Raw genomic sequence first — 21,921 nt, forward strand, 5'->3', positions numbered from 1 at the left:
TGGGGTTTTAGGCTTCGCAGTATGAAGCGCATCCTCCGCACAGCTATCGCATCCGCCGCCGCCGTCTCTCTCACGCTTAGCCTTGCTACGCCTGCCGACGCCCAGGTCAACCGCCCCGTTGACGACACGAGTTCCATCAAGCCGATGTTGGAGTTCAGTTCACCGTCCTACATCCAGGAGACCTCGAGCACCGCGACCGACGAGGAACTGCGGCAGAAATGGGAGGAGGCCGTGCGCATGGGGCACATCGCTCCCCTCATCGAGGCGATTTACGGCCTGGACATTAACGACGATCAGTTTCTTGAGGAGCGCGAGGCCGCCAACGCCGGCAAGTTCGAGCAAAACCAGTCCGCAAATTCCGTGCTCGGCAGCTCGTTGAAGTGGGACGCTGCCCGCGGTTACGAGCTGGGCAACACGCTGAACTGGTTGATCGCGCTTGGCGTTATCACGGCTGCGGTCGGTGGCGCCGTTGCTGCCTACACGGCCGGTGTCTTCGGTTAAGGCACCGTTCGAAGAAGGTTTTTCTTGCGGCGTCTGAGCTGCTGGCTTCCGCATTGGGTCGAACACAGGAGCTAATACGTCGGGCACGTTGAACGTGTGTGTCCACCCCATATGCAATGATGTGTGCATAGCATTCGAACACAACTGCTAAGGGGGAACAATGACGAAGGAGCGCAAGAAGAAGTCGGCCTTTTTTGCAACCGACAATCCGAGCGATCCACTCGCCGCTGCGGGGAGGCAGTTCCGGGAGGGCGAGTACGCGATGTTCGGCAGGTACGCGTCCAGTGACGGTGAGGAGGGGCCGGTCTGTTCGAAGGACTTCGACCGGGAGATCGCGGGCCTGTGCACGTACACGGGCCTGCGCCGGGCGCCGGCCGAGAGGGCCGTGGTGGGTTACATGAGTTTGCGGGATCTGCCCCGCCTCCGCGCGCTCCAGAAGGAGACCAAACTGCTGGACATTGATCGTCTCGATGCGATTGCCGTCCGCATAGCGGAGCTCGGTATCAACGCCACGGAAGAGGTCTATTCCACTATCGACGAGCTGTTGGTCACCCTATTCACCCCGACACGGATGAATCAGCCCCTCCCTACTCGTACAACTATCACGCGGCGTCTGCGTGAATTCATCGCGGAGCTCGATTCCAGGGTGGCATACAACGAGAAGAAGCGGGACAAGCGCGAGAAGAAGGATCCTCCCCCGCCGGGTGAATGCGAGATCTCTTTTCAAGAAGCGATGGCAGGCACGGGCACTGCGGGCCTCACCATGGTCGGCGACAATGCGACCATCGCCGCCACCAAAGCATCTATCGACGAGACCGCCCGCGCCCACGGCCTGACCCAATCCGATGCGGCCCTCAAGCTCCTGAATGGCGAGATCACCCCAGCTCCCGGGGCCAAGATCTACGCGTACACTCCCCTGACCGAGGATGGTTCGTTGAACTCGGCGGCCCCTGCCTACTTCCCCGGATTCGGCTGGACCACAGCGCCCGGCACAGAGATGTTCAACCACATGCTGTCTAGCGCCGACAAGAACTCGGTCAAAGTTGTGAATCTCGACGATGCCGCCACCCGCACCGTGAACAGCTACTCCCCACCGGAGGACATCAAGGCATACGTCCGCGGCCGCGACGGCACGTGCCGCTTCCCCGGTTGCACGGTGTCGGCCTGGAAGTGCCAGATCGACCACCGCGTTCCCTTCGATTTAGGCGGGGAAACCACTGCATCGAACCTTTTCAGCCTCTGCGCGCACCACCACAACATGAAAACCGACCGCAGGGCGTATTACATCCCCGATCCCGTGACCGGCGAGCTTGTCTGGCTTTTCCCCGACGGGACGTACCAGCGCACCGACCCCGAAGGCTTCATTCACTCTCAAGTCACGCCAACGGCCCCAAAGTGGCAGCACTCGCTAGAAGACATCTTGGGGTTGCACCGAAAAAAGACCCGTTTTTTCGCACTCGGGCACAAGCTTATCGACGACTACGACGCCGGAACCACAACCCTCGACGAGTGCCTCACTGCCATCGCCGGTTTGGAGAAAGAGTTCGGCCGGGAGTTCCCGTTCCGACCTAAGGAAGCGCACAAAGACACACTCAAAGAATCGGCCAAAGATTATGTGGAGGACGCCCCGCCCTTCTAGATTCTCGCCTAAAGCTCCGGGAACTTCGCCCGCGCTTCGGCCCATAGACCCTCAAAGTCCTCGGCGGGCAGTCTTTCCGCCTCGAGTCCTTCGTACTGGTCGTAGGTGTCCGGGTGAGGGACGGTGTCGAGGGGTTCGTTGGCCTGCCCGGCGATCTTGCCGTCGATAAATGCGCCCATGATCACGTGGTCCGGGGTGAGCTCGATCATGCGCACCATGCGGCACTCGTGGTCGTTGAGCTCGGCAAGTTCAGCAACGTTGACCACGGATCCCGCGCCCAGGACGGTCAAGGTGGTGCGGACGTAAATCGCCATTATTCCCCGCCCGCCACGACAGTGTCGCCTTCTTGGCGGACGGGCGCGGGGGTCATAGCCGATTGGGCAGGGCCCTCGACAGGCTCTCCGGTGGCGATGTCGAAGCTGGACCCGTGCGCCGGGCAGCGCACGGTATCGCCATTGACCTGCGAAATCGGGTTTCCCTGGTGCGGGCAGACCGTCGAATACGCGAGGAATTCGCCCTCCGTCGGGTGCGCGATGATGAGCTTATCGACGATCACAGCGCTCCCCACCGGAACCTGCGTCGCCGCGATCTCAGCCGTGGCGGGCTTGCCGCACGCGGCGAGGAACGCGCCCGCGACGGTAGTGGCGGAGCCGACGAGGAACAGACGGCGTGAGCAACGGGGGGTCTGGGAGTTCTCGGTCATGCCTTAACAGTAGCTGCCTTCATGGAGGCGACGTAGTCCCTCAGCTCGGCGCGGAGACCTTCCATGTCGGTGATGTGTACGGGTTCGTCGTGGTCGCCACCCACCCACTCGTCAATGATCTTGGCGATGGCGGAGCCGGTAATGGCACCGGCAGCACCGGCTGCGATCGCGTCGGACACGTGGTGCGGCTCGGAAATGCCGAAGCCCAGCAGGATCGGTGCGCCGCCATACATCGCCACGTTGTTGACCACGTCGGACAGCCCGAGCGTCTGGGACTCGCGCTCGGTGCCGGTCACGCCGTCGCGGGACGCGCCGTAGATGTAGCCGCGGGAATTCGCGGCGATGCCCTCGAGAACCTCCGGGGTTGCCCTCGCCGGGGCGATGAAGACCGGGTCAACACCAACCGTGGTCGCGGCGGCGACGAAGGGTGCGGATTCGCGGACGGGGACGTCGGGAAGCAAAATGGCGTCGGCCCCTGCCTCCTTGAACTCGCGGTAGAACTGCTCGTACCCGCGGACGTAGGCGACGTTGGAGTACATGAGCATGCTGATCGGCACGTCCGGGTAGCGGCGGCGGACCTCACGAATCTGGTCGAGCGCCTTGGCCACGGTCGCGCCGGAGACAAGCGCGCGGTGGTGCGCGTTCTGGATCGTCGGGCCGTCGGCAACCGGGTCGGAGAAGGGAACACCCAGCTCAAGTGCGTCGGCGCCGCCCTCGATGACGGCAGAGATGATGTCGATGGCATCTTCCGGGTTCGGGTCGCCGAGCATCACGAAGGGGACGAACGCGCCCTCGTTTTTCGCCTCGAGGTCAGCGAAGAGTTGTTCAAAACGCGACATGGTTATTTGCCCTCCGTGGCTGCATCGGTGGTGAAATCGACAACGAGATCCGGGTTCTCCTCCAGGGTCTGCTGCACATGCGTGACATCCTTGTCGCCGCGGCCGGACAGGGAGACGAGGATGTCTGTGGGGGTGCGGGTGCTGGCGGCTTCGTCGGCGCGTCGTAAAGCGTAGGCGAGCGCGTGGGAAGACTCGAGCGCGGGAATGATGCCCTCCTTGCGGGAGAGGATCTGGAACGCGGCGACGGCCTCGCTGTCCGGAACGGCGACGTAGGACGCGCGACCCGTCTGGGCGAGGTGCGAGTGCTGCGGGCCGACCGCCGGGTAGTCCAGGCCGGCGGAGATGGACAGGGAGTCGGTGATCTGGCCGTCCTCGTCGCGCATCACGTAGGACTTGGAGCCGTGCAGGATGCCGATCGTGCCTGCGTTGATGGCCGCGCCATGGCGGCCGGTCTCCATGCCCTCGCCGCCAGGCTCAGCGCCGACGAGCTCGACGCCGTCTTCCTCAATGAAATCGGCGAACATGCCGATCGCGTTGGAACCGCCGCCGACACACGCCGTGACCACATCCGGCAGCTTGCCAGTGCGCTCGAGCATCTGCTGCTTCGCCTCCACCGAGATCACCTTGTGGAACTCGCGCACGATCGTCGGGAACGGGTGCGGGCCAGCAGCGGTGCCCAGCAAGTAGTGAGTGTTGTGGAACGTTGCGGTCCAGTCGCGCAGTGCCTCGTTGACCGCGTCCTTGAGCGTGCCAGAACCAGAGTCGACACCGACGACCTCCGCTCCCATGAGACGCATACGCCACACATTCGGCGCCTGGCGCTCCATGTCCTTCGTGCCCATGTAGATGGTGCAGTCCAAATCCATGAGCGCGGCAGCCAGCGCGGTCGCGGTGCCGTGCTGACCGGCGCCCGTTTCGGCGATGACCCGGGTCTTCCCCATCTTCTTCGCCAGCAAGGTCTGCCCAATCACCTGGTTGGTCTTGTGAGCACCGCCGTGAACGAGGTCCTCGCGCTTGAGGAAGATGCGCGCATAGTCGTTGCCCGCGGTGAGGTTCTTCGCTTCCGTCAGCGGCGTCGGGCGGCCGAGGTAGTCGCGCAGCAGAGCGCGGTACTCGGTCATGAACTCCTCGTCGTTCCACGCGTCGACAAACGCCTGCTCCAGCTGGTCCAGCGCCGGGAGCAGCGATTCGGCGACGAACTGTCCGCCAAACTCGCCGAAGTACGCGGGTAGGAGTGTGCTCATGGGTGTTCCCTTTCGTATTGAGTCGAACTCAGTAATGGAAATTCCTGATTGTGGTGAACGCTTGACGGATCTTGCCCGCATCCTTCTTGCCGGACCACTCTACCCCGGAGTTCAGGTCGACCCCCGCGCAGCCCACAGCCAGCGCATCCTCGAGATTATCCAGGCCGATTCCGCCGGCGAGGAGCGAGCGAGACTTGATTCCTTCGGGGATCTGGCCCCAGTCGAAGGTGGTTCCGCTGCCACCGGCGCCAGCGTCAAGCACGAGCGCATCAAGCTTATCGACGATCCCTTGCGCCCACTCTGGGTTTCCATCCGTCATGGAAACAGCGCGCCAGATCTTGAGCTGCGGGTCAACTGAGTGGCATTCAGTACGGACGCGCTCGATCAGGTCGAGTTCTGCCTCGACACTCCCCTGGTAAGGCGCATGGATCTGCACGGCGTGGATGCCCGGAAAGACGAGTTCCGCCCAGTTCTCGGTACGGCGGCTCACGGCCACATAGTGCAGACCGGGTTCGTGGCAAATGATGTCTTCCGCTGTTTCACGTGAAACATTCCGCGGCGATGCTTCCTCGAAAATGAGGCCGCCGTAGACAGCGCCAGCCGCACGGGCAGCCTGGGCGGCCGACCACGATGTAAGGCCGCAGACCTTATTGGGGCCGTACACGAGCATGCGGGCAGCCCAGGCAATGTCTGGTTCGCCCGTGAGCTGGGATCCGACGAGGAATCCGTCCGAGTGTCCACCGAGCTGGCGCACCGTCTCCACATTGCGGATGCCCGACTCGGAGACGACGAGGGCACCTTCGGGCGCGAGCGGAGCCAGGCGGGCTGAGCGGCCCAGATCGATCGAGAGATCGTGCAGGTTGCGGTGGTTGATGCCGAAGATCTTCGCGCCGAGCTTGGTGGCGCGGGCAGCTTCCTCCTCATCGATGACTTCAGTGAGAACGTCAAGGTTGAGGCGATCTGCCTCAGCGTGAAGGCGGGCGTAGGTGTCGTCGTCTAGCACGCTGAGCATGAGCAGGATCGCGTCGGCGCCGAAATAGCGCGCGGCGTGGATCTGGCACTCGTCGATGATGAAGTCCTTGCACAGCACTGGCAGGTGCGTGGTCGAAGCGACGGTGGCCAAATGGTCGTAGTCTCCCCCGAACCGGTCTGGCTCGCACAGTACGGAAATGCCCGCGGCGTAACGGGAGTAGATCGAGGCGATAGCACCCGGCTCGTAATGCGCGCGGATCGTACCGAGCGAGGGCGAGGACGCCTTGCACTCCATGATGAACTGAGCGCCTGGGCGGGCGAGCGAATCGGAAAGGGAGCGCTCGGAGCGGGGAAGGGAGGCGGGATCCACGTGAGCGATGCGGCCGCGAATATCGTCAAGGTGACGTTTTCTGCCCTCTACAATCCCCTCGAGAACGGTCGGAAGACCGTCAGATTGGCTAGGATCGCGTTGTTGCAGGTCAGAGGGCATAGTTTGCACCTTCGTGGGTGGAGAGCCAGTCGCGGACGGTGCCGTCGTTAAGCAACTGCAGTGCGCGCTCGGTTCCTGCCTTGAAATCTGGGGCTTCCCCATAGAGGTAGAACATGGCGCCCGCAGTGGCGGCGACAGCGTCGCGGTGAGCATCTGGGGCGGTGCCGTCGAAGATCGCGCGGATCGCGGCGGCGTTCTCGTCCCCGTTGCCACCCTCGAGATCGGTGAGGGTGTAGGTGGGCAGGCCGAAGTCGGACGGTTCGACGGTGTAGTGCTCGATGTTGCCCTGGCGGTCGAGCTCCCAGATCTCGGTGGGGCCGTGGACGGCGATCTCATCTGTGCCGGAACCATGGACGATCATGGCGCGGCCGCGGCCCAGCTCGCGCATCGTCTCCGCGATCGTCTGGCCGAGGGCCGGGTTAGCGATGCCCATGATCTGGTACTCCGGACGGCCGGGAGAGAGCAGCGGACCGAGCGTGTTGAACAGCGTAGAAATGCCCAGCGACTTGCGTACCGGCTGGACGTGCGCGATGGCCGGGTTGTACGCGGGAGCGAACAGGAAGGTGAAGTTGGACGCGTCGAACTGGCGGACAGCGCGCTCCGGGTCGAGGTCGAGGGGGATGTTCAGCGCTTCGAGCACGTCGGCCGAACCGGACTTGGACGACACCGAACGGTTGCCGCACTTGATCATCTTGATGCCTCCGGCGGCGGCGACAAGGGAAGCGGCGGTGGAGATGTTGATGGTGTTCTTGCCGTCGCCACCCGTGCCGGCAGAGTCCATGAGTCCCTCCCCCGTGATCGGGAACGGACGGCCGGCCGCGAGGAAGGCCTTGGCGGCACCGGCAATGTCGGCGAACGTCTCGCCGCGGGTGCGCACCGCTGCCAGCAGCGCGGCAATGTGCACATCGTCGTAGTCGCCGACGGTCAACGGGGTGAAGACGGCGACAGCCTCCTCCAAGGTCGGGTCCTTCTTATCGATGAAGGAGCGGAACGTCTCCAATGCCTTGTCACTAGCCATCATTGCCACCTTTCTTGGATTTGCCCAACAATTGCTTCACACACCGTTCCAGCAGGATCGGTCCACCGGGAGTAAGAATCGACTCGGGGTGGAACTGCAGCCCGATCGACATGCCGTCCTCCGACTCCGCTGCCATGACGACGTCGCCGACCTGTGTTTCCGTGCGCGCCAGGGCGACTAACCCGTCCGGGATATCTACCGTCCCAAGGGAGTGGTACCGCGCTACGGGGACGAGGCGGCCCTCTTCGAGGTGCTCGGGTCCGCCGTCGATGACGAGACCGTCGAAAAGCGAACTCTGCAGCCCGTCATCCGTGAGCCGCATGGGAATGGACACACCGTGGACGGGTCCGCACGGCGAGACGGTGCCGCCGAAGTGCTCGATGAGTGCCTGGTAGCCGAGGCAAATGCCGAGAATCGGGATGCGTCCTAGTGCGCGTTCGATGAGCTCCATCATGCACCCAGCGTCGGCCGGGTAGCCGGGGCCGGGCGAGAGGATGATGACGTCCGGGTCGGCGCCCAACACCGCGTCGACGGACACGGTGTTGCGGAAGACCGTTGCGTCGAAGCCGGAGAGCGCGTCGACCAGGTTGTAGACGAAGGAGTCCTGATTATCCAGGAGAACGAGCTTGCTCATCGGATGACCTCCAATCGGGCGTTCTGCGCGAGACCAATCGCGTTGAGGACGGCATAGGCCTTGTGGAGCGTCTCATCGGCTTCGGCCTGAGGGTTCGAGTCGCGGACGACGCCAGCGCCGGCTTGGACGGTGGCAACCCCGTCTCGGACGTAGGCAGAGCGGATGACGATGCAGGTGTCGAACTCCCCGTCCCCACGCAGGTACCCGACAGCGCCACCGTAGGACCCGCGGCGGGAGCCCTCGATCTCGCGGATGAGCTCCGTCGCGCGAAGCTTCGGCGCACCGGTGAGTGTTCCCATGTTCATGGACGCGCGGTACGCATCGAGCGCGTCGAGGTCCTGCGCGAGAGTCGCCGTTACACGTGAAACAAGGTGCATCACCCGCGAGTAGCGGTCCACTTGCAACAGCTCGCGGACGCGGCGGGTGCCGGGCTCAGCGACGCGGGCCATGTCGTTGCGGGCCAGGTCGACGAGCATGGTGTGCTCCGCGATCTCCTTTGCGTCGGTACGCAGCTCAAGCTCCATGCGCGTGTCCAGCTCGTGGGTTGCCCCGCGCGGCCGTGTGCCCGCGATCGGGTAGAGTTGCACCTCGCGCGTCTGTGCAGAGAACTTCAGGTTGGACTCGGGCGAGGCGCCGAAGAGTTCGTACGGCTCGCGGTTGCGGTCGAAGCCGCGCACGTAGAACATGTACGGCGACGGGTTCGTCTCGCGCAGGCACTGATACGCAGCGAACGCGTCCGGGCACTCCGCCGTGAACGCGCGAGCCGGCACGACCTGATAGATGTCGCCACTGTAGATATTGTCCTTCAGCTTGTCCACATCGCGGCGGAATTCCGCGTCATCCAAGCTCGTCGTCACCGTGAGCGTTTTCTCTTCGCCGGCGATCTTGGATCTCTCGGTGGAGGCGGCGCGGATCAGCTCTTCGTACTTCCGCAGTTGCTTATCGACGTCCCCCATCCCCGTCAGCTTCGCCGTCTGATTCCTGTGGTCAATCGTGAGGACGATCTCGCCGAGAATGAATTGGAAATCGGGGTAAGTGTTCGTGCTTTCCCCTACCTCAGGCAGTGTCTCGAACGTGGCCAGGTAGTCGAAGGCGAACCCGCCAACGAGCATCGACTCCGGGTGTTGTGTCAGCGCGCGCAGAACCTCGACGGTGCTGGGGGCGGTGAGACGCTCGCGCTCGTCGTCAGCTGACGACGGCGGGAACGTGAACGTGTTGTCCCCGCTAGCAAACTCCGCCAACTGTTCGCCCAGGTCGGCGGCGATCCTCTCCCCTTCCGGGCTCAGCGGTTCCACCACGACGTTGTAGTCGTTACACGTGACGCGCAGTGAAGCCGCGAGCACCGCCATCGACTGCAACCCCGACTTCGTGGTGATGTCGGCGCTCTCCAGCAGCACCGTGTCTGACAGTTCGGTGCCGCCGATGTGCTGGAAGAGGACGGAGGCGTCCTCGTGGTACCGGACGTCAATGTGCGTCACGCGTGGAGGGGATGTGCTCATGGGGGTGTTTCTGACTCGCTGTGGTGGTTGTGCTGGATACAAAAAGGCCCGCTGCGCTTGGAGGGTCAAGCTTGCGGGCCGAGAGGGGTGACTGACTACGGCGCGCAGCTATGCGCGCCACCACCACTGATTCTGGGCGTTGAAGGAAGTCACAAGATTCAGGCTAAGGCAGGGGCGGGCCGGCTGCAACTGATTTAGGAATATTGCTCGTTTCGGAACGATGTTTCGGAAAACCGGTGTATTCGGACGCATTAGTCTCGCGCAGGGCCAGATTCCGACAGATATTTCCGAATTGGTACTGCGGGGTATATGGTTGCCGCTAGAACACCGAGTTTCGGAAGGATTGGAAGGCCATAAAGACTTCCCTTGACGACGAGCTCTCCCTCCTCCTCGCCATCGGTAACGATCTCCCCGGTGACGTTCAAGTTGTTTCACGTGAAACAGCGCCGTCTGTTGCCCCGCCCCTTCTGCGCGGGAACTTGGAGGAACTCGATTTCCGGGCGGCGATGACGGAGGTCGATGGTCAAGGTCGCGGCACTGGGACGAATTCGCGGACTCTATCGGCCTTCCGCTCAAGGCGGCGCACAGCGCCAACCAGATAGCTCTAAAAGCAGCGGCTGAAATCGATTTGTCTGCACTGCCGTTAACGGGATCGCCGCTCAACGGTGCGCTCCGCGAGCTTGAGTCGCGGGAGTGGAACTCGTCTAATTCTCGTCGGCTTGCTTAGCGGCATTGCGCAGTGCGTCGAGGTTGACGTTCGGGGTGGGTTCGGGCTCGGGGGTTTGGGTGCGGGCTTCGTCGACAAGTTGGGCTGTACGCGCGCCCTGATTGCCGCCGACGGCAACCGCAACCACCGCGGCGATGATCAACAGAACCGGAGCGGCCCACAGCCACCCGTGCGCGATGAGCGAGAACGCGGCCCCGAAGGCGAGCGCCACACCGGCGAGAATGAGGAACGGGCCCACGACTTTGTGCGCGGTGTCCCAGACCTCTTCATCCTTGCGGACCTCTGGCACGCGCAGCCCGACGACCGAGTTGCCGGGCAGGCGGCCCGCTGTCGCCAGTACTCCGGGAATGAGGAGGGCGAGGGCCGCGATGATGAGCAGAATTCCGATGATTACGCCAGCTGACATGCTGGCATAGTTTACCGGGACGCGATTTTTTCTCGTGGTCCGGGTGGTGGAGAATGAAGGCATGAACACAAAGTCGATCACGAGGTCGCTGCTGTTCTGGCTTGTCGTGGCCATCGTGGCCGGCATCGCCTGCAGCTTCTTCTTTCCCGAATGGCTCGCCCGCATTTTTGTCACCTTCAACGGGCTCTTCTCCAACTTCCTGGGCTTCTTCGTTCCAGTGCTGATCTTCGCGCTGATCACGCCCGCGATCGCTAGCCTCGGCCAAGGTGCCGGTAAGTGGCTCGGCATCACGGCCGGTATCGCGTACAGCTCCACGGTGATCTCAGGGCTTACTGCCTGGGGGGTCTCCGCTGCCCTGTACCCGTGGCTGCTGGGCAGCCAGTCGTTGCAGACCGATATTGAAGACGTTGATGAAGGCGCCCTCTCCCCCTTCTTCGAGGTGGAGATCGATCCTCCGTTCGCAGTGATGACCGCTCTGGTCCTGTCGTTCTGCGTGGGCTTGGCTATGACTGCGGTGAAGTCCGACACTCTCTACTCCTTCACCAAGGATCTTGAGCGCGTGATCATGAAGGTGGTCACGTCCTTTGTCATTCCGCTGCTGCCGGTCTTCATCTGCGGCATGTTCTTGAACTTGGGCATGAACGAGAACATGGCCTCCACCATGGCGGCTTTCGGCAAGGTGCTGGTGCTGTCCGTCATCATGACCGTCATCTTGCTGGTACTCCAGTACTTGATCGCCGGAGTCGTCGCGGGCGTCAATCCGTTCACCGCTCTGCGCAACATGCTGCCCGCGTACTTCACCGCCCTGGGCACTTCCTCGTCTGCGGCGACTATTCCGGTCACGCTGAAATCCACGTTGAACAACAAAGTCGATGAGAACGTCGCCGGTTTCGTCGTGCCGCTGTGCGCGACGATCCACCTGTCCGGGTCGATGATGAAGATCGCGCTCTACGCCTTCGCCGTCATCTACATGGCGGGAATGGATGTCAACCCGGGCCTCTATCTCGGCTTCATCCTCCTGCTGGGCGTCATGATGATCGCTGCGCCGGGCGTCCCGGGTGGCGCTATCATGGCAGCCACTGGCCTGCTCGCCTCCATGCTTGGTTTCGACGAGAACATGGTCGGCCTCATGATCGCGGCCTACATCGTCATCGACTCCTTCGGTACCGCCGCAAACGTCACCGGCGACGGCGCCATTGCCCTCGTGGTCGATCGCTTCGCCAAGGGCCAGTTTGAGTCCAGGGATGAAGAGGTCAAAGAGCTCGCCTAGCCCTCCCCCGCCTTGAGGCCGATGTTTCACGTGAAACGTCGGCCTTTTTCATTTTCGGATTACGATGCAGTCATGGCCATATCAAAGCGCGCCGCCGTCGCTACCGCAGTTGCGCTCCTTCTGGGTGCTGCAGGTGCAGCATTCGGCTTTTCGACGGTCGACGTACCCACCCAATCCGACGCCGCTGTTTCCGTCGGTGAGTCCTCAAGCACGACCCCGGGCGTTTCTTCGTCCGGATTCTCGTCTGCTGGAAGTTCATCGAGATTCTAAAGCACACTTGTCACAAGAACCTTGGAAGAAAAATGGCCAGCCAAACCGACGTCCGCCTTGTCACCACCACATTCATTTGCAGACCGGAGGATGTCGATTCCGCGTTCCAGCGCTACCGGGAGAGGGTTGAGGGGTTGGGTGAGAGCGTCGTCACGCATTCGCTCGCACCGCGCCCATGCGCCGACGCTGACCGCGCGTTCGAGCTGTGGAACTTGCGCACTGAGGCCGCGTACGAGGGCGAGCGCGACCCGGAGAGCATGGACCTCTACCAGCTGCGCACGATTGTGCGCGTTGATCCAGCAATTGACGACGACGAAGAGCCCTCGGAGCAGCTGGCCAACCATTTCTTCCTCAGTGATCTTGAGGATAATGACCCCTACCCCAGCACCCTTGATGGGTTCGAGCCGCTGAAACTGCGCCATGCGCCGGCCGACGGGATGCGCGTGGCCAACGTGTACTTCTTGTCGCGGTCCGACAACGAGCCTCGAGTGGCCGCGTTGTACCAAGGTGCGATCGAGCGACTCGACCCAGCCGCCCACACACGGTTGGAGCCCTTCGACGTTCTGTCCAACCCTGGCGTCATCGGCCCGCTGTGGATCCGCGATGCTGCGCTCAACGTCTCCGGGGATGGCGACGGTTGGTTCTCCCCGGGCAAAGATGCGTGGGTGGGACACATCTTCACGAGCGCGCCTGACGACGCTATCAACGCCGCTCTCCAGGAAAGCTTGGGCACCAACGCGATTCTCGCGCGGGTGGATATTCGCCCGTTCTAAGACTGTCCCCCTGACCAGCGTTCATTGACAATCGATTCGAACATGCAAGCGAACGGATAGGTTCTTTCGAGCGGTGTTGCTGGGTCCGTATGCAAGTATGTTCGCATACACGTTGAACGCACCTGCAGGGGGGGACGATGGCTGGACGAACGAGACCTGAACCGTATTTCCTGACCGAGAAACCCGATGATGACGTCGCGCTGGCCGGAGCGGAAGCGCGGGCTGGTCAACTCAAGATCTTCAAGCAGTATTGCTTTGACCCGTCTGAAGTCGAGGGTGGAGAGATCCTCGGCAACCGTGACCACGACCGTGAGACGGCTCGTCTAAGCCAACTGGCCGGGATCAACAAGCGGGCGGCGGAAGAAGGGATCTACGCGTATCAGACGCTGCGCCGCTTGCCCCGTCTACGAGAGATGCAACTCGCAACGGCGCGGTTGGATCTGGACCGCTTATCCGCTGTAGCCGCCGCGATCGGATGCTTGGGACCTGATGCCCCGGCCGAGGCGTACGAAGCCTTCGACGATGCACTTGTGGAGATGTTCACGCCCGTCAAGACGCGGCAAGCGCTACCGGCACGCAACACCATCACGTTGCGGCTGAACAAGATGATCGGTGACTTTGACACCGAGGCCGCATTCGACCTGGCGAAGAAAAAGAACCGAAAGCGCACCACGCCGGGCGCTCCTCAGATCGACTTCGGGCCCGGAGCAGCTGGGTCCGATGAAGCATGGATGACGCTCTCCGCTGACAACGCCTCCATTGCAGCACTCCGCTCCAACATAAATGAAGCAGCACGGAAAGAGAAGGTCACCCAAGCAGAGGCCGCAATCAAGCTGCTCACCGGTGACATCACCCCAGCCGCGACAGCGACGATTTACGCGTACACGCCGAAAGGTGCTGATGGCGGCGTGGACGAGTCCTCGGCCTCCTTTATTCCGGGGTTCGGGTACACGGGGGCGTCGGGAGGCGCGATGCTTCATCTTTTGGCCGAAAAGTTCGGTACAACTGTGATCGACCTCGACGCAGGAGCCACGAAAGTCGTGGCGGGCCATGATGCACCGGCGGATATGGCTGCGTTTGTCCGCGGGCGCGACGGAACCTGCATCTTCCCGGGATGCACACAGCCCGCGACGAACTGCCAGCTTGACCACCGGATCCCCTCGGACGAAGGCGGCCCCACCACCGCGAGCAATCTCTTCTGTCTGTGCCAACACCACCACAACTGCAAAACCGATCGCGGTGCCTTCTATGTCCAAGACGCGCTGACCGGCGAGATCATTTGGCTTTACGACGACGGAACGTTTCAGCGGATCGACCCCGATTCCATTACCGGGGCGAACCTCACCCCCACCAACCCGCGGTGGCGCCGCACGCTCGACGACGTAGAACGGTTGAGGAAGAAGGCGACCCACTTTCACGCAAAAAGTCACACCATTCTTGACGGTTACGAAAACAAGGTGGTGGCGTATGACCCCTATCTCGGTGCGGAGCGGGAAGCTGCGTGGTCCGCATACCGCCAGTGCCAAGCAGATTTGGAGAAGTTGGCGGCCCAGTATGACCTGAAGTTCCCCTTCGACCCCGTGCCTCCGAGGTGGATCCCAGATGATGAACTTGATGCACCTGACCCGGAGGCCTACACGATGCCTGAAGAGACGGAGGCCGCCTATTACACTGACTAACCATGACTAGCGCGACTGGACCGGCGTTCCGCTACACAGCGGGCCTTGCCAACGACATTGAACAAAAGTGGCAAAAGTACTGGATCGACAACGGGACATTCAACGCCCCGAACCCAGTCGGCCCCCTCGCTGACGGTAGCGAACTTCCCGCAGACAAGCTCAACGTCCAGGACATGTTCCCCTACCCCTCAGGCGCCGGTCTACACGTCGGCCACCCGCTGGGGTACATCGCCACGGACGTGTTCGCGCGCTATAACCGCATGCTGGGCAAAAACGTCCTGCACACCCTGGGCTATGACTCCTTCGGGCTGCCCGCGGAGCAGTACGCCATTCAGACGGGCACGCACCCGCGCACGACCACGATGGCGAATATCGAGAACATGACCCGTCAGCTGGACGCGCTGGGTCTCGGCCACGATCGCCGTCGCTCTGTCGCCACGACCGATCCAGAGTTCTACCGCTGGACGCAGTGGATCTTCCTGCAAATCTTCAATTCATGGTTCGACGAAGATCAGCAGAAAGCACGCCCCATCGCGGAGCTTATCGACGAACTCACCTCCGGGAAGCGCACCACTAAGGATGGGCATGATTACAACGGGCTGGATGACGTCGAAAAGCAAAAGGCAGTAGATGAGTTCCGCCTGGTGTACCTGTCTGATTCGATGGTGAACTGGTGCCCCGGCTTGGGCACGGTGCTGGCGAACGAAGAGGTCACGGCCGAGGGCCGATCGGAGCGCGGCAACTACCCGGTGTTCCGTAAGCGCCTGCGCCAGTGGATGATGCGCATCACCGCGTACTCGGACCGCCTGCTCGATGACCTTGAGCTGTTGGATTGGCCCGACAAGGTCAAGGCGATGCAGCGCAACTGGATCGGTCGTTCGCGCGGTGCGGAGGTCGCGTTCCAGTCTGAGGCTGGCCCGCTGGAGGTGTTCACCACCCGCCCCGACACGCTGTTCGGTGCGACGTACATGGTGCTGGCACCCGAGCATGAGCTTGTCGACGCACTGACGGCCAATTCCTACCCCGCAAACGTGGACTCCCGCTGGACGTACGGAGAGCAAACCCCTGCAGAGGCTGTCGCAGCGTACAAGCGCGCCATCGCCGCGAAGTCCGACGTGGAGCGACAGGAGAACAAAGAGAAGACGGGTGTCTTCCTTGGTTCCTATGCCCTGAACCCGGTCAACGGCGAGCAGGTGCCGGTGTTCATCGCGGATTACGTTCTCACCGGTTACGGCACCGGCGCCATCATGGCGGTGCCGGCCCACGATGAACGCGACTATGAATTCGCCACCGTCTTCGGCCTGCCGATCATCCCAGTTCTCGAGGGCGGCAATATCGAGGAGGCTGCGTTCACCGAGGACGGCCCGCACATCAACTCCGCCAATGAGTCCGGGCTGGACCTCAACGGCTTGGGCAAGGCGGAGTCGATTGAGAGGGCGATCGATTGGTTGGTTGAGCAGGGCTCTGGTGTTGAGCGCATCCAGTACAAGTTGCGTGACTGGCTGTTCGCTCGTCAGCGCTACTGGGGTGAGCCGTTCCCGATCGTGTACGACGACAATGGTGTCGCGCACGCGCTGCCGGAGTCGATGCTGCCGGTCGAGCTTCCGGACGTGGAGGATTACAACCCGGTCTCCTTCGATCCGGATGACGCTGATTCGGAGCCTTCTCCCCCACTGGCGAAGGCGACCGAGTGGGTCGAGGTCGAGCTCGATCTTGGGAATGGCCCTCAGAAGTACACTCGCGACACGAACGTCATGCCGCAGTGGGCGGGGTCGTCCTGGTACCAGCTGCGCTACATCGACCCGACGAACGATGAGGCGCTGTGCGACATCGAGAACGAGCGCTACTGGGCCGGACCGCAGCCGTCCAAGCACGGTGAGAATGATCCGGGTGGTGTGGACCTCTACGTCGGCGGTGTTGAGCACGCCGTGTTGCACCTGCTGTACTCGCGTTTCTGGCACAAGGTGCTCTACGACCTGGGCCACGTGACCTCCAAGGAGCCGTACCGCCGCCTGTACAACCAGGGCTACATCCAGGCCTACGCCTACACGGATTCACGTGGCGTGTACGTGCCGGCTGCTGAGGTTGAGGAGAAGGACGGAAAGTTCTTCTACCAGGGCGAAGAGGTCAAGCAGGAGTACGGCAAGATGGGCAAGTCCCTCAAGAATGCCGTGGCTCCCGATGAGATCGCGCGCGATTTCGGTGCCGATACGCTGCGTGTTTATGAGATGTCGATGGGTCCGCTGGACACCTCCCGCCCGTGGGCGACGAAGGATGTCGTAGGTTCGCACCGCTTCCTGCAGCGCCTGTGGCGACTCGTGGTCGATGAAGAGACCGGTGAGGTCGATGTCTTCGATGAGCCCATGACCGACGAAGACGCGAAACAGCTCAACCGCACGATCGCCGGTGTCCGCGACGACTACGCGAACCTGCGCGACAACACGGTCGTGGCGAAGCTCATCGAGTACGTCAACTACCTGACCAAGGCGCGCGAGAAATCCGGTGCGAATGTTTCACGTGAAACGGTGGAGCCGCTCGTGCAGATGGTCTCCCCGCTCGCGCCGCACATCGCCGAAGAGCTGTGGGCGCGTCTCGGCCACTCCGGCACGATCACGTTCGAGTCCTTCCCCACATTCGACGAGAGCTTGCTGACCGACGACACCGTCGAGATCCCCGTCCAGATCAACGGCAAGGTCCGCGCGCGTGTCGACGTCCCCACCGACGCCTCCAAGGACGACATCGAGGCGATCGCGGTTGCGGACGAGCGCGTCGCATCGCTTATCGACGGCAAGAACGTGGTCAAAACCATCGTCGTCCCAGGACGAATGGTCAACCTCGTGGTGAAATGACGGTGACAAGCCGCCGGGCAGCGGCCGGAGCGCTCGCAGCGTATTCGGGCGTGGTCATTGCGTTGACCATGCTCAAGGCGTTCTTTCGGATTGGGTACCTCTGGGATCCCGCGAACCAGATGCGGAGGGGCGTCTCGCTTGTCCCCTTCTCGGACCTGGTTGAGGCGAAATCGTGGTTCGGGCCGCTCTTCGGATACGGAGGCAATATCGCGTTCTTCGTCCCGGTTGGCGTGCTCGCATTCATTCTTTTTGAACGTGCACGCCGACCGGTGCTCACCGCGACTCTCTTCGGTGCCGGGTTCAGCCTGCTCATCGAGGTGTCGCAGTACGTTTTCGGGCTAGGGTACTCCGATATTGATGACTTCCTCATGAACACCCTCGGCGCGTTCATCGGCGCGAAGATCGCCCAGTGGTTCGGCCCACGGCTGCACAAGGTCTGGATCGGTCTCGCGTACGGTGTCGTTTTCCTGTTCATCTCCCTCGTCCTCGCCGGCGAGAGCTTTGGAGATCCGGAGAAAATTAAGCAGGTTTGATGGATTCAGGTACGAGCACATCGACTCTTTTCGTTTTCATTGACGAGTCGGGGGATATGCAGTTCGGCCCTAAGGCTTCGCAGCATTTCGTGTTGTCCGCGGTATGCCTGCGTGATCCGGTCTACACCGCGTCTGTCATGCAGCGATTGAAGTATGACCTGATGGCTGAGGGAAGCGAAGATCTAGAATTCCACGCGACGGAGAACACTAAAGGGACAAGGAAGCGGGTCGTCGATACGATTTGTGGGCTTGACGGTCTACGGGTCCACACTGTGTGGATCAATAAGGCTTTTGCTGCTCCTAATCTTCAGAATGAGATCGAGTTATTTCGCCTCTTCGGCGCAGCTATGGGGCGCTGGGTGGGCAAAGCCTTAGTGGATGACGGGGATCAGCAAGTAATCATGATCTTCGATTCGGTGCTCACGGGTAAGAAACGCAACGCATTCTTGAAGAAAATCAAGCCGATCCTGGGCGAACTTGGGGTGAAGTACAGGGTGCTTTTCCACCCAGTCAAGCAGGATCTGAACGGGCAGATCGCGGACTACTTCTCCTGGGCTGCATACCGAACGTTAGAGCGTCAGGATTCTGCCACGGAAGATCGCCTTAAAGAGGCCGTCCACTGGGATGACTTCAATCTATTCCAGAAGGGAGACCGCGTGTACTGGCGGAGACCCACAAAGTAGCGACCACCCCGCCTACCGTCCAAGACGGAGAGCCGAGGGGCTCTTCTTAGCGGGGTGGAACCTTTGTGATCAGTTTAACTCGCCTTTAGGCCCGAGTCCATGCTGATTTAGATCTTCACAACGGTACGGCCGTGGCGGGCGTTACCCTCCAACAGGTCAGCACCAGCCTGGATAGCGCCTTCGAGATCAACGGTCTCGGTGTAGGTGGCCAGCTTGTCGGTGTCGAGGGACTCCGCAAGCAGGTTCCAGGCTTCCTCGCGGTGCTCGGATGGGGAGTCAACGGAGTTGATGCCGACAAGGTTCACTCCGCGGAGAATGAACGGCATGACCGTCGTCTCCAGGTCCGCGCCGGCTGCCAGGCCGCAGGCAGTGACCACGCCGCCCCACTTGGTCTGAGCGAGAACATTGGCCAACGGTGTGGACCCGACAGAGTCGATCGCACCCGCAAAGCGTGCCTTCTGCAGAGGTTTGCCCTGCTCAGAGAGCTCAAAGCGGTCGATGATGTCAGCGGCGCCGAGGCCGCGGAGGTAATCGCCGTACTCGTCGACACGCCCGGTAGCCGCGACGACCTCGTGTCCGCGTGAGGCTAGGAGCTGAATGGCGATGGAGCCAACACCGCCGGTCGCCCCCGTGACAAGGACCGGGCCGGACGGGTTGTTGTGGGCGGAGAAACGCTCGTAGGCCACAACGGACAGCGCGGCGGTATAACCGGCGGTGCCGATGGCGGCGGCGGTCCACGCGTCGAAACGCTCAGGCACGCGGGTGATCTTGTCGGCGTCGATACGCAGCTGCTCGGTGTAGCCGCCGTTGCGCTTCTCGCCAATGCCCCAGCCGTTGACGGTGACCAGGGAGCCGTCGTCAAGCGTGCCCACTGCGTCGATGCCCGGAACGATGGGTAGCTCGCGCACGATGGCTTTGTCGCCCGCGAGCGCCATGCCGTCCTTGTAATTGACGGAAGAGTGGGACACGGTGAGCAGCGTGTCGCCCTCCCCTGCATGCTCGGGGGTGGTGTCGACGATTTCGGGGCCATTGTCAGTAATGAGAAGAGTGCTCATGCGCCCCAGGGTAGCCCTACACTGGACACCATGAGCGAGAAGAACCCGGACCAGCGCGGATGGTTCACGCGCACCGTGTTTCCCGACGGGGACGAGCCTGATCCGCGCTTCACGCTGGCCAACGAGCGAACATTCCTGGCCTGGACCCGCACGGCGCTCGCATTCCTCGCGGGCGGTATCGCTCTGGAGGCCTTCGCGCTACCGGGAATTGACGAGGAGTGGCGCCAGATCGCGGCCATCGTGCTCATTCTCGTCGGATTGCTCATCGCGCTGGGCTCCGCGGTGCGTTGGGTCCACTTGGAGCGGGCGCTGCGCCACAAGAAACCGTTGCCGGCGCCTGCGGTGGTTCCGCTGCTCGGAGTCGGCATCGCGTTGGCCAGCTTGGTCGTGCTGATCGGGCTGTTCTGATGGCCCCTTCCCCCATCCCCGTCGCAGACGAAGGGCTCCAACCCGAACGCACAGCGATGTCGTGGACCCGCACGGCGTTGGCCATGGCAGTCTGCTCGCTCACCCTTTTACGCTGGTCGCGGCCGTATTCCGCGCTCGTGTTCGGAGCTATGGGGCTGCTCGCCCTCCTGGCTATGGCCATCATCGTGCGCAACCGCGCCGAGTATCGTGCGGAGGCCGAGGGATTGAGCCACGAGCGTATCGACGCCAACGTGTTCGGCGTCCTCACCATCACCCTAGGAATGACTGTGCTCGGCGGGCTGGGCCTACACCTAGTGGTACAGGCTTAGTCCTTCTCGTCCCGCTCGTCGCTGTCGGTGTCCTCGTCTGGCTCTTCCGTCAGTTCGCTCGCCTGGTCGGCGAAGAACTCCGACATGGCGGCAATGAGGGTGGGGTTGCGCTCCGGATTGGGGTCTAAGTCGAGGATCTGCTGCAGGTCAGGGCGGGACTGCACGAAGGAATCGAACCCCTCGATGATCTCAGGGGCGCGGGGGTCATCCATGAGCTCATCGTCGTTGGTGAGGAAGAGGTTCTCCGCGGTGTATGCGATGCGCTCAGCGACGGAGGGGTGATGGGCGTGCGAGAGACGTTCGACCAAGCGCTCCGGACTCATCACCGGCATGAAGCTCAGGAGCAGGGGTGATACCTTCAGGTCCGGTTCGAGACCGGCGGCGAGCCGGAGAGCCTCGGTGTGGAAGGCCGACATCATGTCCGGGCTGCCGCAGGCTTCGAGGACGTCGGGGCCTAAGGCGTCGACAAGCATGGGCGAGGGCATGTCGACGTCGGTGGTGCCCAGCACATCGATGCTGACCGCCCAGGTCGCGGCTGGGTCATAGAAGTACGTCATGCCGTCGATGTCGGCGACGGTGAGGGTGTGCTCGCTCAGTTCCCCGTCGGTCGGTTCATCGGTGTAAAGGGTGCGGGAGCCACCGTCCTCGCTGGCGAAGAAATGGTCGGACGTGCCGCTGAAGCCGAATGCCGCATCAATGAGCGCGGCCATGCCGGAAAGGTCAATAGCGTCCTCGACGTTCAGGACGCGCGTGATTTCGGGGCGCGAACCCTGTACCGTCATGGACAGCGTGACAATCATTGGGGATCCCCACCAAGCAAGATAGCCAGCGCAGATTCATCGGAATCGTTGACGATGTGGAGCGTCTTCACGCCGTCCTGGGTGCAACCAATCGTGGATGGTTCCAAAGGAATGTTCTCGAGTACAAGGCCGTCCGACAGAGCAAGGACAGCGTGCTCGAACTCTGGGGTGACCATGAACACGAACTCAGCACCCGGGTAGATGCGCAGTTCGGCACCGACCGCCGGGTAGGCGGTCTCGACGGGGCTGTCTTGTCCGAAAAGCGAGCCGACGAAGACGCGCGCTTCACCTGCAGACTTGCCGGAGAAGCTCAGTAGTGTGAACGGTTCAGGGACGAAGCTGTCGAAACGGCGCGGGGCACGCTCATCCTCGGGCAGTGCTAGTGCGAGCTGGATGCCGCGGCGGGTGAAGTCCTGCGCGCCGGAGAACAAAGCTCCGTTGTCCCCCGAACCCTCGCCTGAAAAAAGCCAGGTGAAGGTCTGGTTGTTGGTCTTTCCCGGGCGGGACACTCGCCACGGCCCGATGGCAAGCGGCAGGGAGCGCACCTCGACCTCGGCGGCGTTGTCGTATTCCATGCTCGTCATGCAGTTCAGGGTACCT

The 21,921-nt window shown here is 62.3% G+C and carries 23 protein-coding genes; 11 read left to right on the forward strand and 12 right to left on the reverse strand.

From position 1 onward, the window contains the following. Positions 1 to 21: 21 nt before the first annotated feature. Complete coding sequence (locus tag KBX07_RS06545; protein WP_256023485.1) at positions 22 to 501, forward strand: hypothetical protein; 480 nt, start codon at positions 22 to 24, stop codon at positions 499 to 501. A gap of 160 nt (positions 502 to 661) precedes the next feature. Continuing rightward, positions 662 to 2,140: an HNH endonuclease signature motif containing protein gene (locus tag KBX07_RS06550; protein ID WP_256023486.1), complete on the forward strand. Its 1,479-nt coding sequence runs from the start codon at positions 662 to 664 to the stop codon at positions 2,138 to 2,140. 8 nt (positions 2,141 to 2,148) lie between these two features. Here KBX07_RS06550 and KBX07_RS06555 read toward each other — a convergent pair whose 3' ends face one another. The 9 genes from KBX07_RS06555 to KBX07_RS06595 all read right to left on the reverse strand — a co-directional run bounded on the left by KBX07_RS06555 (position 2,149) and on the right by KBX07_RS06595 (position 10,672). After that, entirely contained in the window at positions 2,149 to 2,454 is a 306-nt protein-coding gene (locus KBX07_RS06555; RefSeq protein ID WP_005287756.1) for a hypothetical protein, read from the reverse strand. Beyond that, on the reverse strand, positions 2,454 to 2,843 hold the full coding sequence (locus KBX07_RS06560; protein WP_256023488.1) for a Rieske (2Fe-2S) protein: 390 nt from the start codon (positions 2,841 to 2,843) through the stop codon (positions 2,454 to 2,456). Before KBX07_RS06560 ends, KBX07_RS06555 begins: the two co-directional genes overlap by 1 nt. Then, complete coding sequence (gene trpA, locus KBX07_RS06565; RefSeq protein ID WP_256023490.1) at positions 2,840 to 3,682, reverse strand: tryptophan synthase subunit alpha; 843 nt, start codon at positions 3,680 to 3,682, stop codon at positions 2,840 to 2,842. The genes KBX07_RS06560 and trpA overlap by 4 nt, the downstream gene beginning before the upstream one ends. Before the next feature lie 2 nt (positions 3,683 to 3,684). Next, positions 3,685 to 4,926 (reverse strand): tryptophan synthase subunit beta, encoded by a 1,242-nt coding sequence (trpB, locus tag KBX07_RS06570; protein WP_256023492.1) that lies wholly within the window; start codon positions 4,924 to 4,926, stop codon positions 3,685 to 3,687. 28 nt (positions 4,927 to 4,954) lie between these two features. Then, entirely contained in the window at positions 4,955 to 6,388 is a 1,434-nt protein-coding gene (gene trpCF, locus KBX07_RS06575; RefSeq protein ID WP_256023494.1) for a bifunctional indole-3-glycerol-phosphate synthase TrpC/phosphoribosylanthranilate isomerase TrpF, read from the reverse strand. Further along, positions 6,378 to 7,406, reverse strand: a complete 1,029-nt coding sequence (gene trpD, locus KBX07_RS06580) for an anthranilate phosphoribosyltransferase (RefSeq protein WP_256023496.1) — start codon at positions 7,404 to 7,406, stop codon at positions 6,378 to 6,380. The genes trpCF and trpD overlap by 11 nt, the downstream gene beginning before the upstream one ends. Continuing rightward, complete coding sequence (locus KBX07_RS06585) at positions 7,399 to 8,040, reverse strand: anthranilate synthase component II (protein WP_256023497.1); 642 nt, start codon at positions 8,038 to 8,040, stop codon at positions 7,399 to 7,401. Before KBX07_RS06585 ends, trpD begins: the two co-directional genes overlap by 8 nt. After that, positions 8,037 to 9,539, reverse strand: coding sequence for an anthranilate synthase component 1 (locus KBX07_RS06590; protein WP_256023499.1), 1,503 nt, complete (start codon positions 9,537 to 9,539; stop codon positions 8,037 to 8,039). The genes KBX07_RS06585 and KBX07_RS06590 overlap by 4 nt, the downstream gene beginning before the upstream one ends. A gap of 704 nt (positions 9,540 to 10,243) precedes the next feature. Next, the gene (locus tag KBX07_RS06595; protein WP_256023501.1) at positions 10,244 to 10,672 is read right to left on the reverse strand and encodes an SdpI family protein; all 429 of its coding nucleotides are present in this window, start codon (positions 10,670 to 10,672) and stop codon (positions 10,244 to 10,246) included. A 61-nt stretch (positions 10,673 to 10,733) separates the two neighbouring features. On the opposite strand from KBX07_RS06595, the gene KBX07_RS06600 reads away from it, so the two are divergent. From KBX07_RS06600 to KBX07_RS06630, 7 genes are all read left to right on the forward strand, one after another. Then, a complete protein-coding gene (locus KBX07_RS06600) occupies positions 10,734 to 11,942 on the forward strand; it encodes a dicarboxylate/amino acid:cation symporter (RefSeq protein ID WP_256023503.1) in 1,209 nt (402 codons plus the stop codon). 72 nt (positions 11,943 to 12,014) lie between these two features. Then, positions 12,015 to 12,212, forward strand: a complete 198-nt coding sequence (locus KBX07_RS06605; protein ID WP_156774793.1) for a hypothetical protein — start codon at positions 12,015 to 12,017, stop codon at positions 12,210 to 12,212. 32 nt (positions 12,213 to 12,244) lie between these two features. Then, on the forward strand, positions 12,245 to 12,985 hold the full coding sequence (locus KBX07_RS06610) for a hypothetical protein (RefSeq protein WP_255997251.1): 741 nt from the start codon (positions 12,245 to 12,247) through the stop codon (positions 12,983 to 12,985). A gap of 137 nt (positions 12,986 to 13,122) precedes the next feature. Next, complete coding sequence (locus tag KBX07_RS06615) at positions 13,123 to 14,664, forward strand: HNH endonuclease signature motif containing protein (protein ID WP_255997252.1); 1,542 nt, start codon at positions 13,123 to 13,125, stop codon at positions 14,662 to 14,664. Positions 14,665 to 14,666: 2 nt separating this feature from the next. After that, the gene (gene leuS, locus KBX07_RS06620; protein ID WP_255997253.1) at positions 14,667 to 17,513 is read left to right on the forward strand and encodes a leucine--tRNA ligase; all 2,847 of its coding nucleotides are present in this window, start codon (positions 14,667 to 14,669) and stop codon (positions 17,511 to 17,513) included. Continuing rightward, positions 17,510 to 18,046, forward strand: a complete 537-nt coding sequence (locus KBX07_RS06625) for a VanZ family protein (protein ID WP_005287799.1) — start codon at positions 17,510 to 17,512, stop codon at positions 18,044 to 18,046. Before leuS ends, KBX07_RS06625 begins: the two co-directional genes overlap by 4 nt. Next, positions 18,046 to 18,729: a DUF3800 domain-containing protein gene (locus KBX07_RS06630; RefSeq protein WP_005287803.1), complete on the forward strand. Its 684-nt coding sequence runs from the start codon at positions 18,046 to 18,048 to the stop codon at positions 18,727 to 18,729. The genes KBX07_RS06625 and KBX07_RS06630 overlap by 1 nt, the downstream gene beginning before the upstream one ends. A 107-nt stretch (positions 18,730 to 18,836) precedes the next feature. On the opposite strand, the gene KBX07_RS06635 is transcribed toward KBX07_RS06630, so the two are convergent. Further along, the gene (locus KBX07_RS06635) at positions 18,837 to 19,784 is read right to left on the reverse strand and encodes an acryloyl-CoA reductase (protein WP_005287805.1); all 948 of its coding nucleotides are present in this window, start codon (positions 19,782 to 19,784) and stop codon (positions 18,837 to 18,839) included. Positions 19,785 to 19,814: 30 nt separating this feature from the next. On the opposite strand from KBX07_RS06635, the gene KBX07_RS06640 reads away from it, so the two are divergent. Beyond that, complete coding sequence (locus tag KBX07_RS06640) at positions 19,815 to 20,192, forward strand: YidH family protein (RefSeq protein WP_005287807.1); 378 nt, start codon at positions 19,815 to 19,817, stop codon at positions 20,190 to 20,192. Continuing rightward, entirely contained in the window at positions 20,192 to 20,521 is a 330-nt protein-coding gene (locus KBX07_RS06645; protein ID WP_005287809.1) for a DUF202 domain-containing protein, read from the forward strand. Before KBX07_RS06640 ends, KBX07_RS06645 begins: the two co-directional genes overlap by 1 nt. Here KBX07_RS06645 and KBX07_RS06650 read toward each other — a convergent pair. Together KBX07_RS06650 and KBX07_RS06655 are read right to left on the reverse strand one after the other, a co-directional pair. Next, positions 20,518 to 21,321 (reverse strand): hypothetical protein, encoded by an 804-nt coding sequence (locus tag KBX07_RS06650; RefSeq protein ID WP_005287812.1) that lies wholly within the window; start codon positions 21,319 to 21,321, stop codon positions 20,518 to 20,520. The genes KBX07_RS06645 and KBX07_RS06650 overlap by 4 nt on opposite strands. Further along, positions 21,318 to 21,905: a hypothetical protein gene (locus KBX07_RS06655; protein ID WP_255994605.1), complete on the reverse strand. Its 588-nt coding sequence runs from the start codon at positions 21,903 to 21,905 to the stop codon at positions 21,318 to 21,320. Before KBX07_RS06655 ends, KBX07_RS06650 begins: the two co-directional genes overlap by 4 nt. Positions 21,906 to 21,921 lie beyond the last annotated feature (16 nt).

Origin of the sequence: Corynebacterium sp. CCUG 70398 (genome assembly GCF_024454055.1) — a bacterium.
GTDB lineage: Bacteria > Actinomycetota > Actinomycetes > Mycobacteriales > Mycobacteriaceae > Corynebacterium > Corynebacterium genitalium.

Bases quoted from the DNA above. Each gene is read 5' to 3' on its own strand.
- KBX07_RS06650 (WP_005287812.1), bottom strand. From the start codon at position 21,321: ATGATTGTCACGCTGTCCATGACGGTACAGGGTTCGCGCCCCGAAATC.
- trpCF (WP_256023494.1), bottom strand. From the start codon at position 6,388: ATGCCCTCTGACCTGCAACAACGCGATCCTAGCCAATCTGACGGTCTT.
- KBX07_RS06640 (WP_005287807.1), top strand. From the start codon at position 19,815: ATGAGCGAGAAGAACCCGGACCAGCGCGGATGGTTCACGCGCACCGTG.
- KBX07_RS06610 (WP_255997251.1), top strand. From the start codon at position 12,245: ATGGCCAGCCAAACCGACGTCCGCCTTGTCACCACCACATTCATTTGC.
- KBX07_RS06625 (WP_005287799.1), top strand. From the start codon at position 17,510: ATGACGGTGACAAGCCGCCGGGCAGCGGCCGGAGCGCTCGCAGCGTAT.
- leuS (WP_255997253.1), top strand. From the start codon at position 14,667: ATGACTAGCGCGACTGGACCGGCGTTCCGCTACACAGCGGGCCTTGCC.
- trpA (WP_256023490.1), bottom strand. From the start codon at position 3,682: ATGTCGCGTTTTGAACAACTCTTCGCTGACCTCGAGGCGAAAAACGAG.
- trpB (WP_256023492.1), bottom strand. From the start codon at position 4,926: ATGAGCACACTCCTACCCGCGTACTTCGGCGAGTTTGGCGGACAGTTC.
- KBX07_RS06645 (WP_005287809.1), top strand. From the start codon at position 20,192: ATGGCCCCTTCCCCCATCCCCGTCGCAGACGAAGGGCTCCAACCCGAA.
- KBX07_RS06555 (WP_005287756.1), bottom strand. From the start codon at position 2,454: ATGGCGATTTACGTCCGCACCACCTTGACCGTCCTGGGCGCGGGATCC.
- KBX07_RS06560 (WP_256023488.1), bottom strand. From the start codon at position 2,843: ATGACCGAGAACTCCCAGACCCCCCGTTGCTCACGCCGTCTGTTCCTC.
- KBX07_RS06590 (WP_256023499.1), bottom strand. From the start codon at position 9,539: ATGAGCACATCCCCTCCACGCGTGACGCACATTGACGTCCGGTACCAC.
- KBX07_RS06585 (WP_256023497.1), bottom strand. From the start codon at position 8,040: ATGAGCAAGCTCGTTCTCCTGGATAATCAGGACTCCTTCGTCTACAAC.
- KBX07_RS06655 (WP_255994605.1), bottom strand. From the start codon at position 21,905: ATGACGAGCATGGAATACGACAACGCCGCCGAGGTCGAGGTGCGCTCC.
- KBX07_RS06605 (WP_156774793.1), top strand. From the start codon at position 12,015: ATGGCCATATCAAAGCGCGCCGCCGTCGCTACCGCAGTTGCGCTCCTT.
- KBX07_RS06595 (WP_256023501.1), bottom strand. From the start codon at position 10,672: ATGTCAGCTGGCGTAATCATCGGAATTCTGCTCATCATCGCGGCCCTC.
- KBX07_RS06545 (WP_256023485.1), top strand. From the start codon at position 22: ATGAAGCGCATCCTCCGCACAGCTATCGCATCCGCCGCCGCCGTCTCT.
- KBX07_RS06635 (WP_005287805.1), bottom strand. From the start codon at position 19,784: ATGAGCACTCTTCTCATTACTGACAATGGCCCCGAAATCGTCGACACC.
- KBX07_RS06630 (WP_005287803.1), top strand. From the start codon at position 18,046: ATGGATTCAGGTACGAGCACATCGACTCTTTTCGTTTTCATTGACGAG.
- trpD (WP_256023496.1), bottom strand. From the start codon at position 7,406: ATGGCTAGTGACAAGGCATTGGAGACGTTCCGCTCCTTCATCGATAAG.
- KBX07_RS06615 (WP_255997252.1), top strand. From the start codon at position 13,123: ATGGCTGGACGAACGAGACCTGAACCGTATTTCCTGACCGAGAAACCC.
- KBX07_RS06600 (WP_256023503.1), top strand. From the start codon at position 10,734: ATGAACACAAAGTCGATCACGAGGTCGCTGCTGTTCTGGCTTGTCGTG.
- KBX07_RS06550 (WP_256023486.1), top strand. From the start codon at position 662: ATGACGAAGGAGCGCAAGAAGAAGTCGGCCTTTTTTGCAACCGACAAT.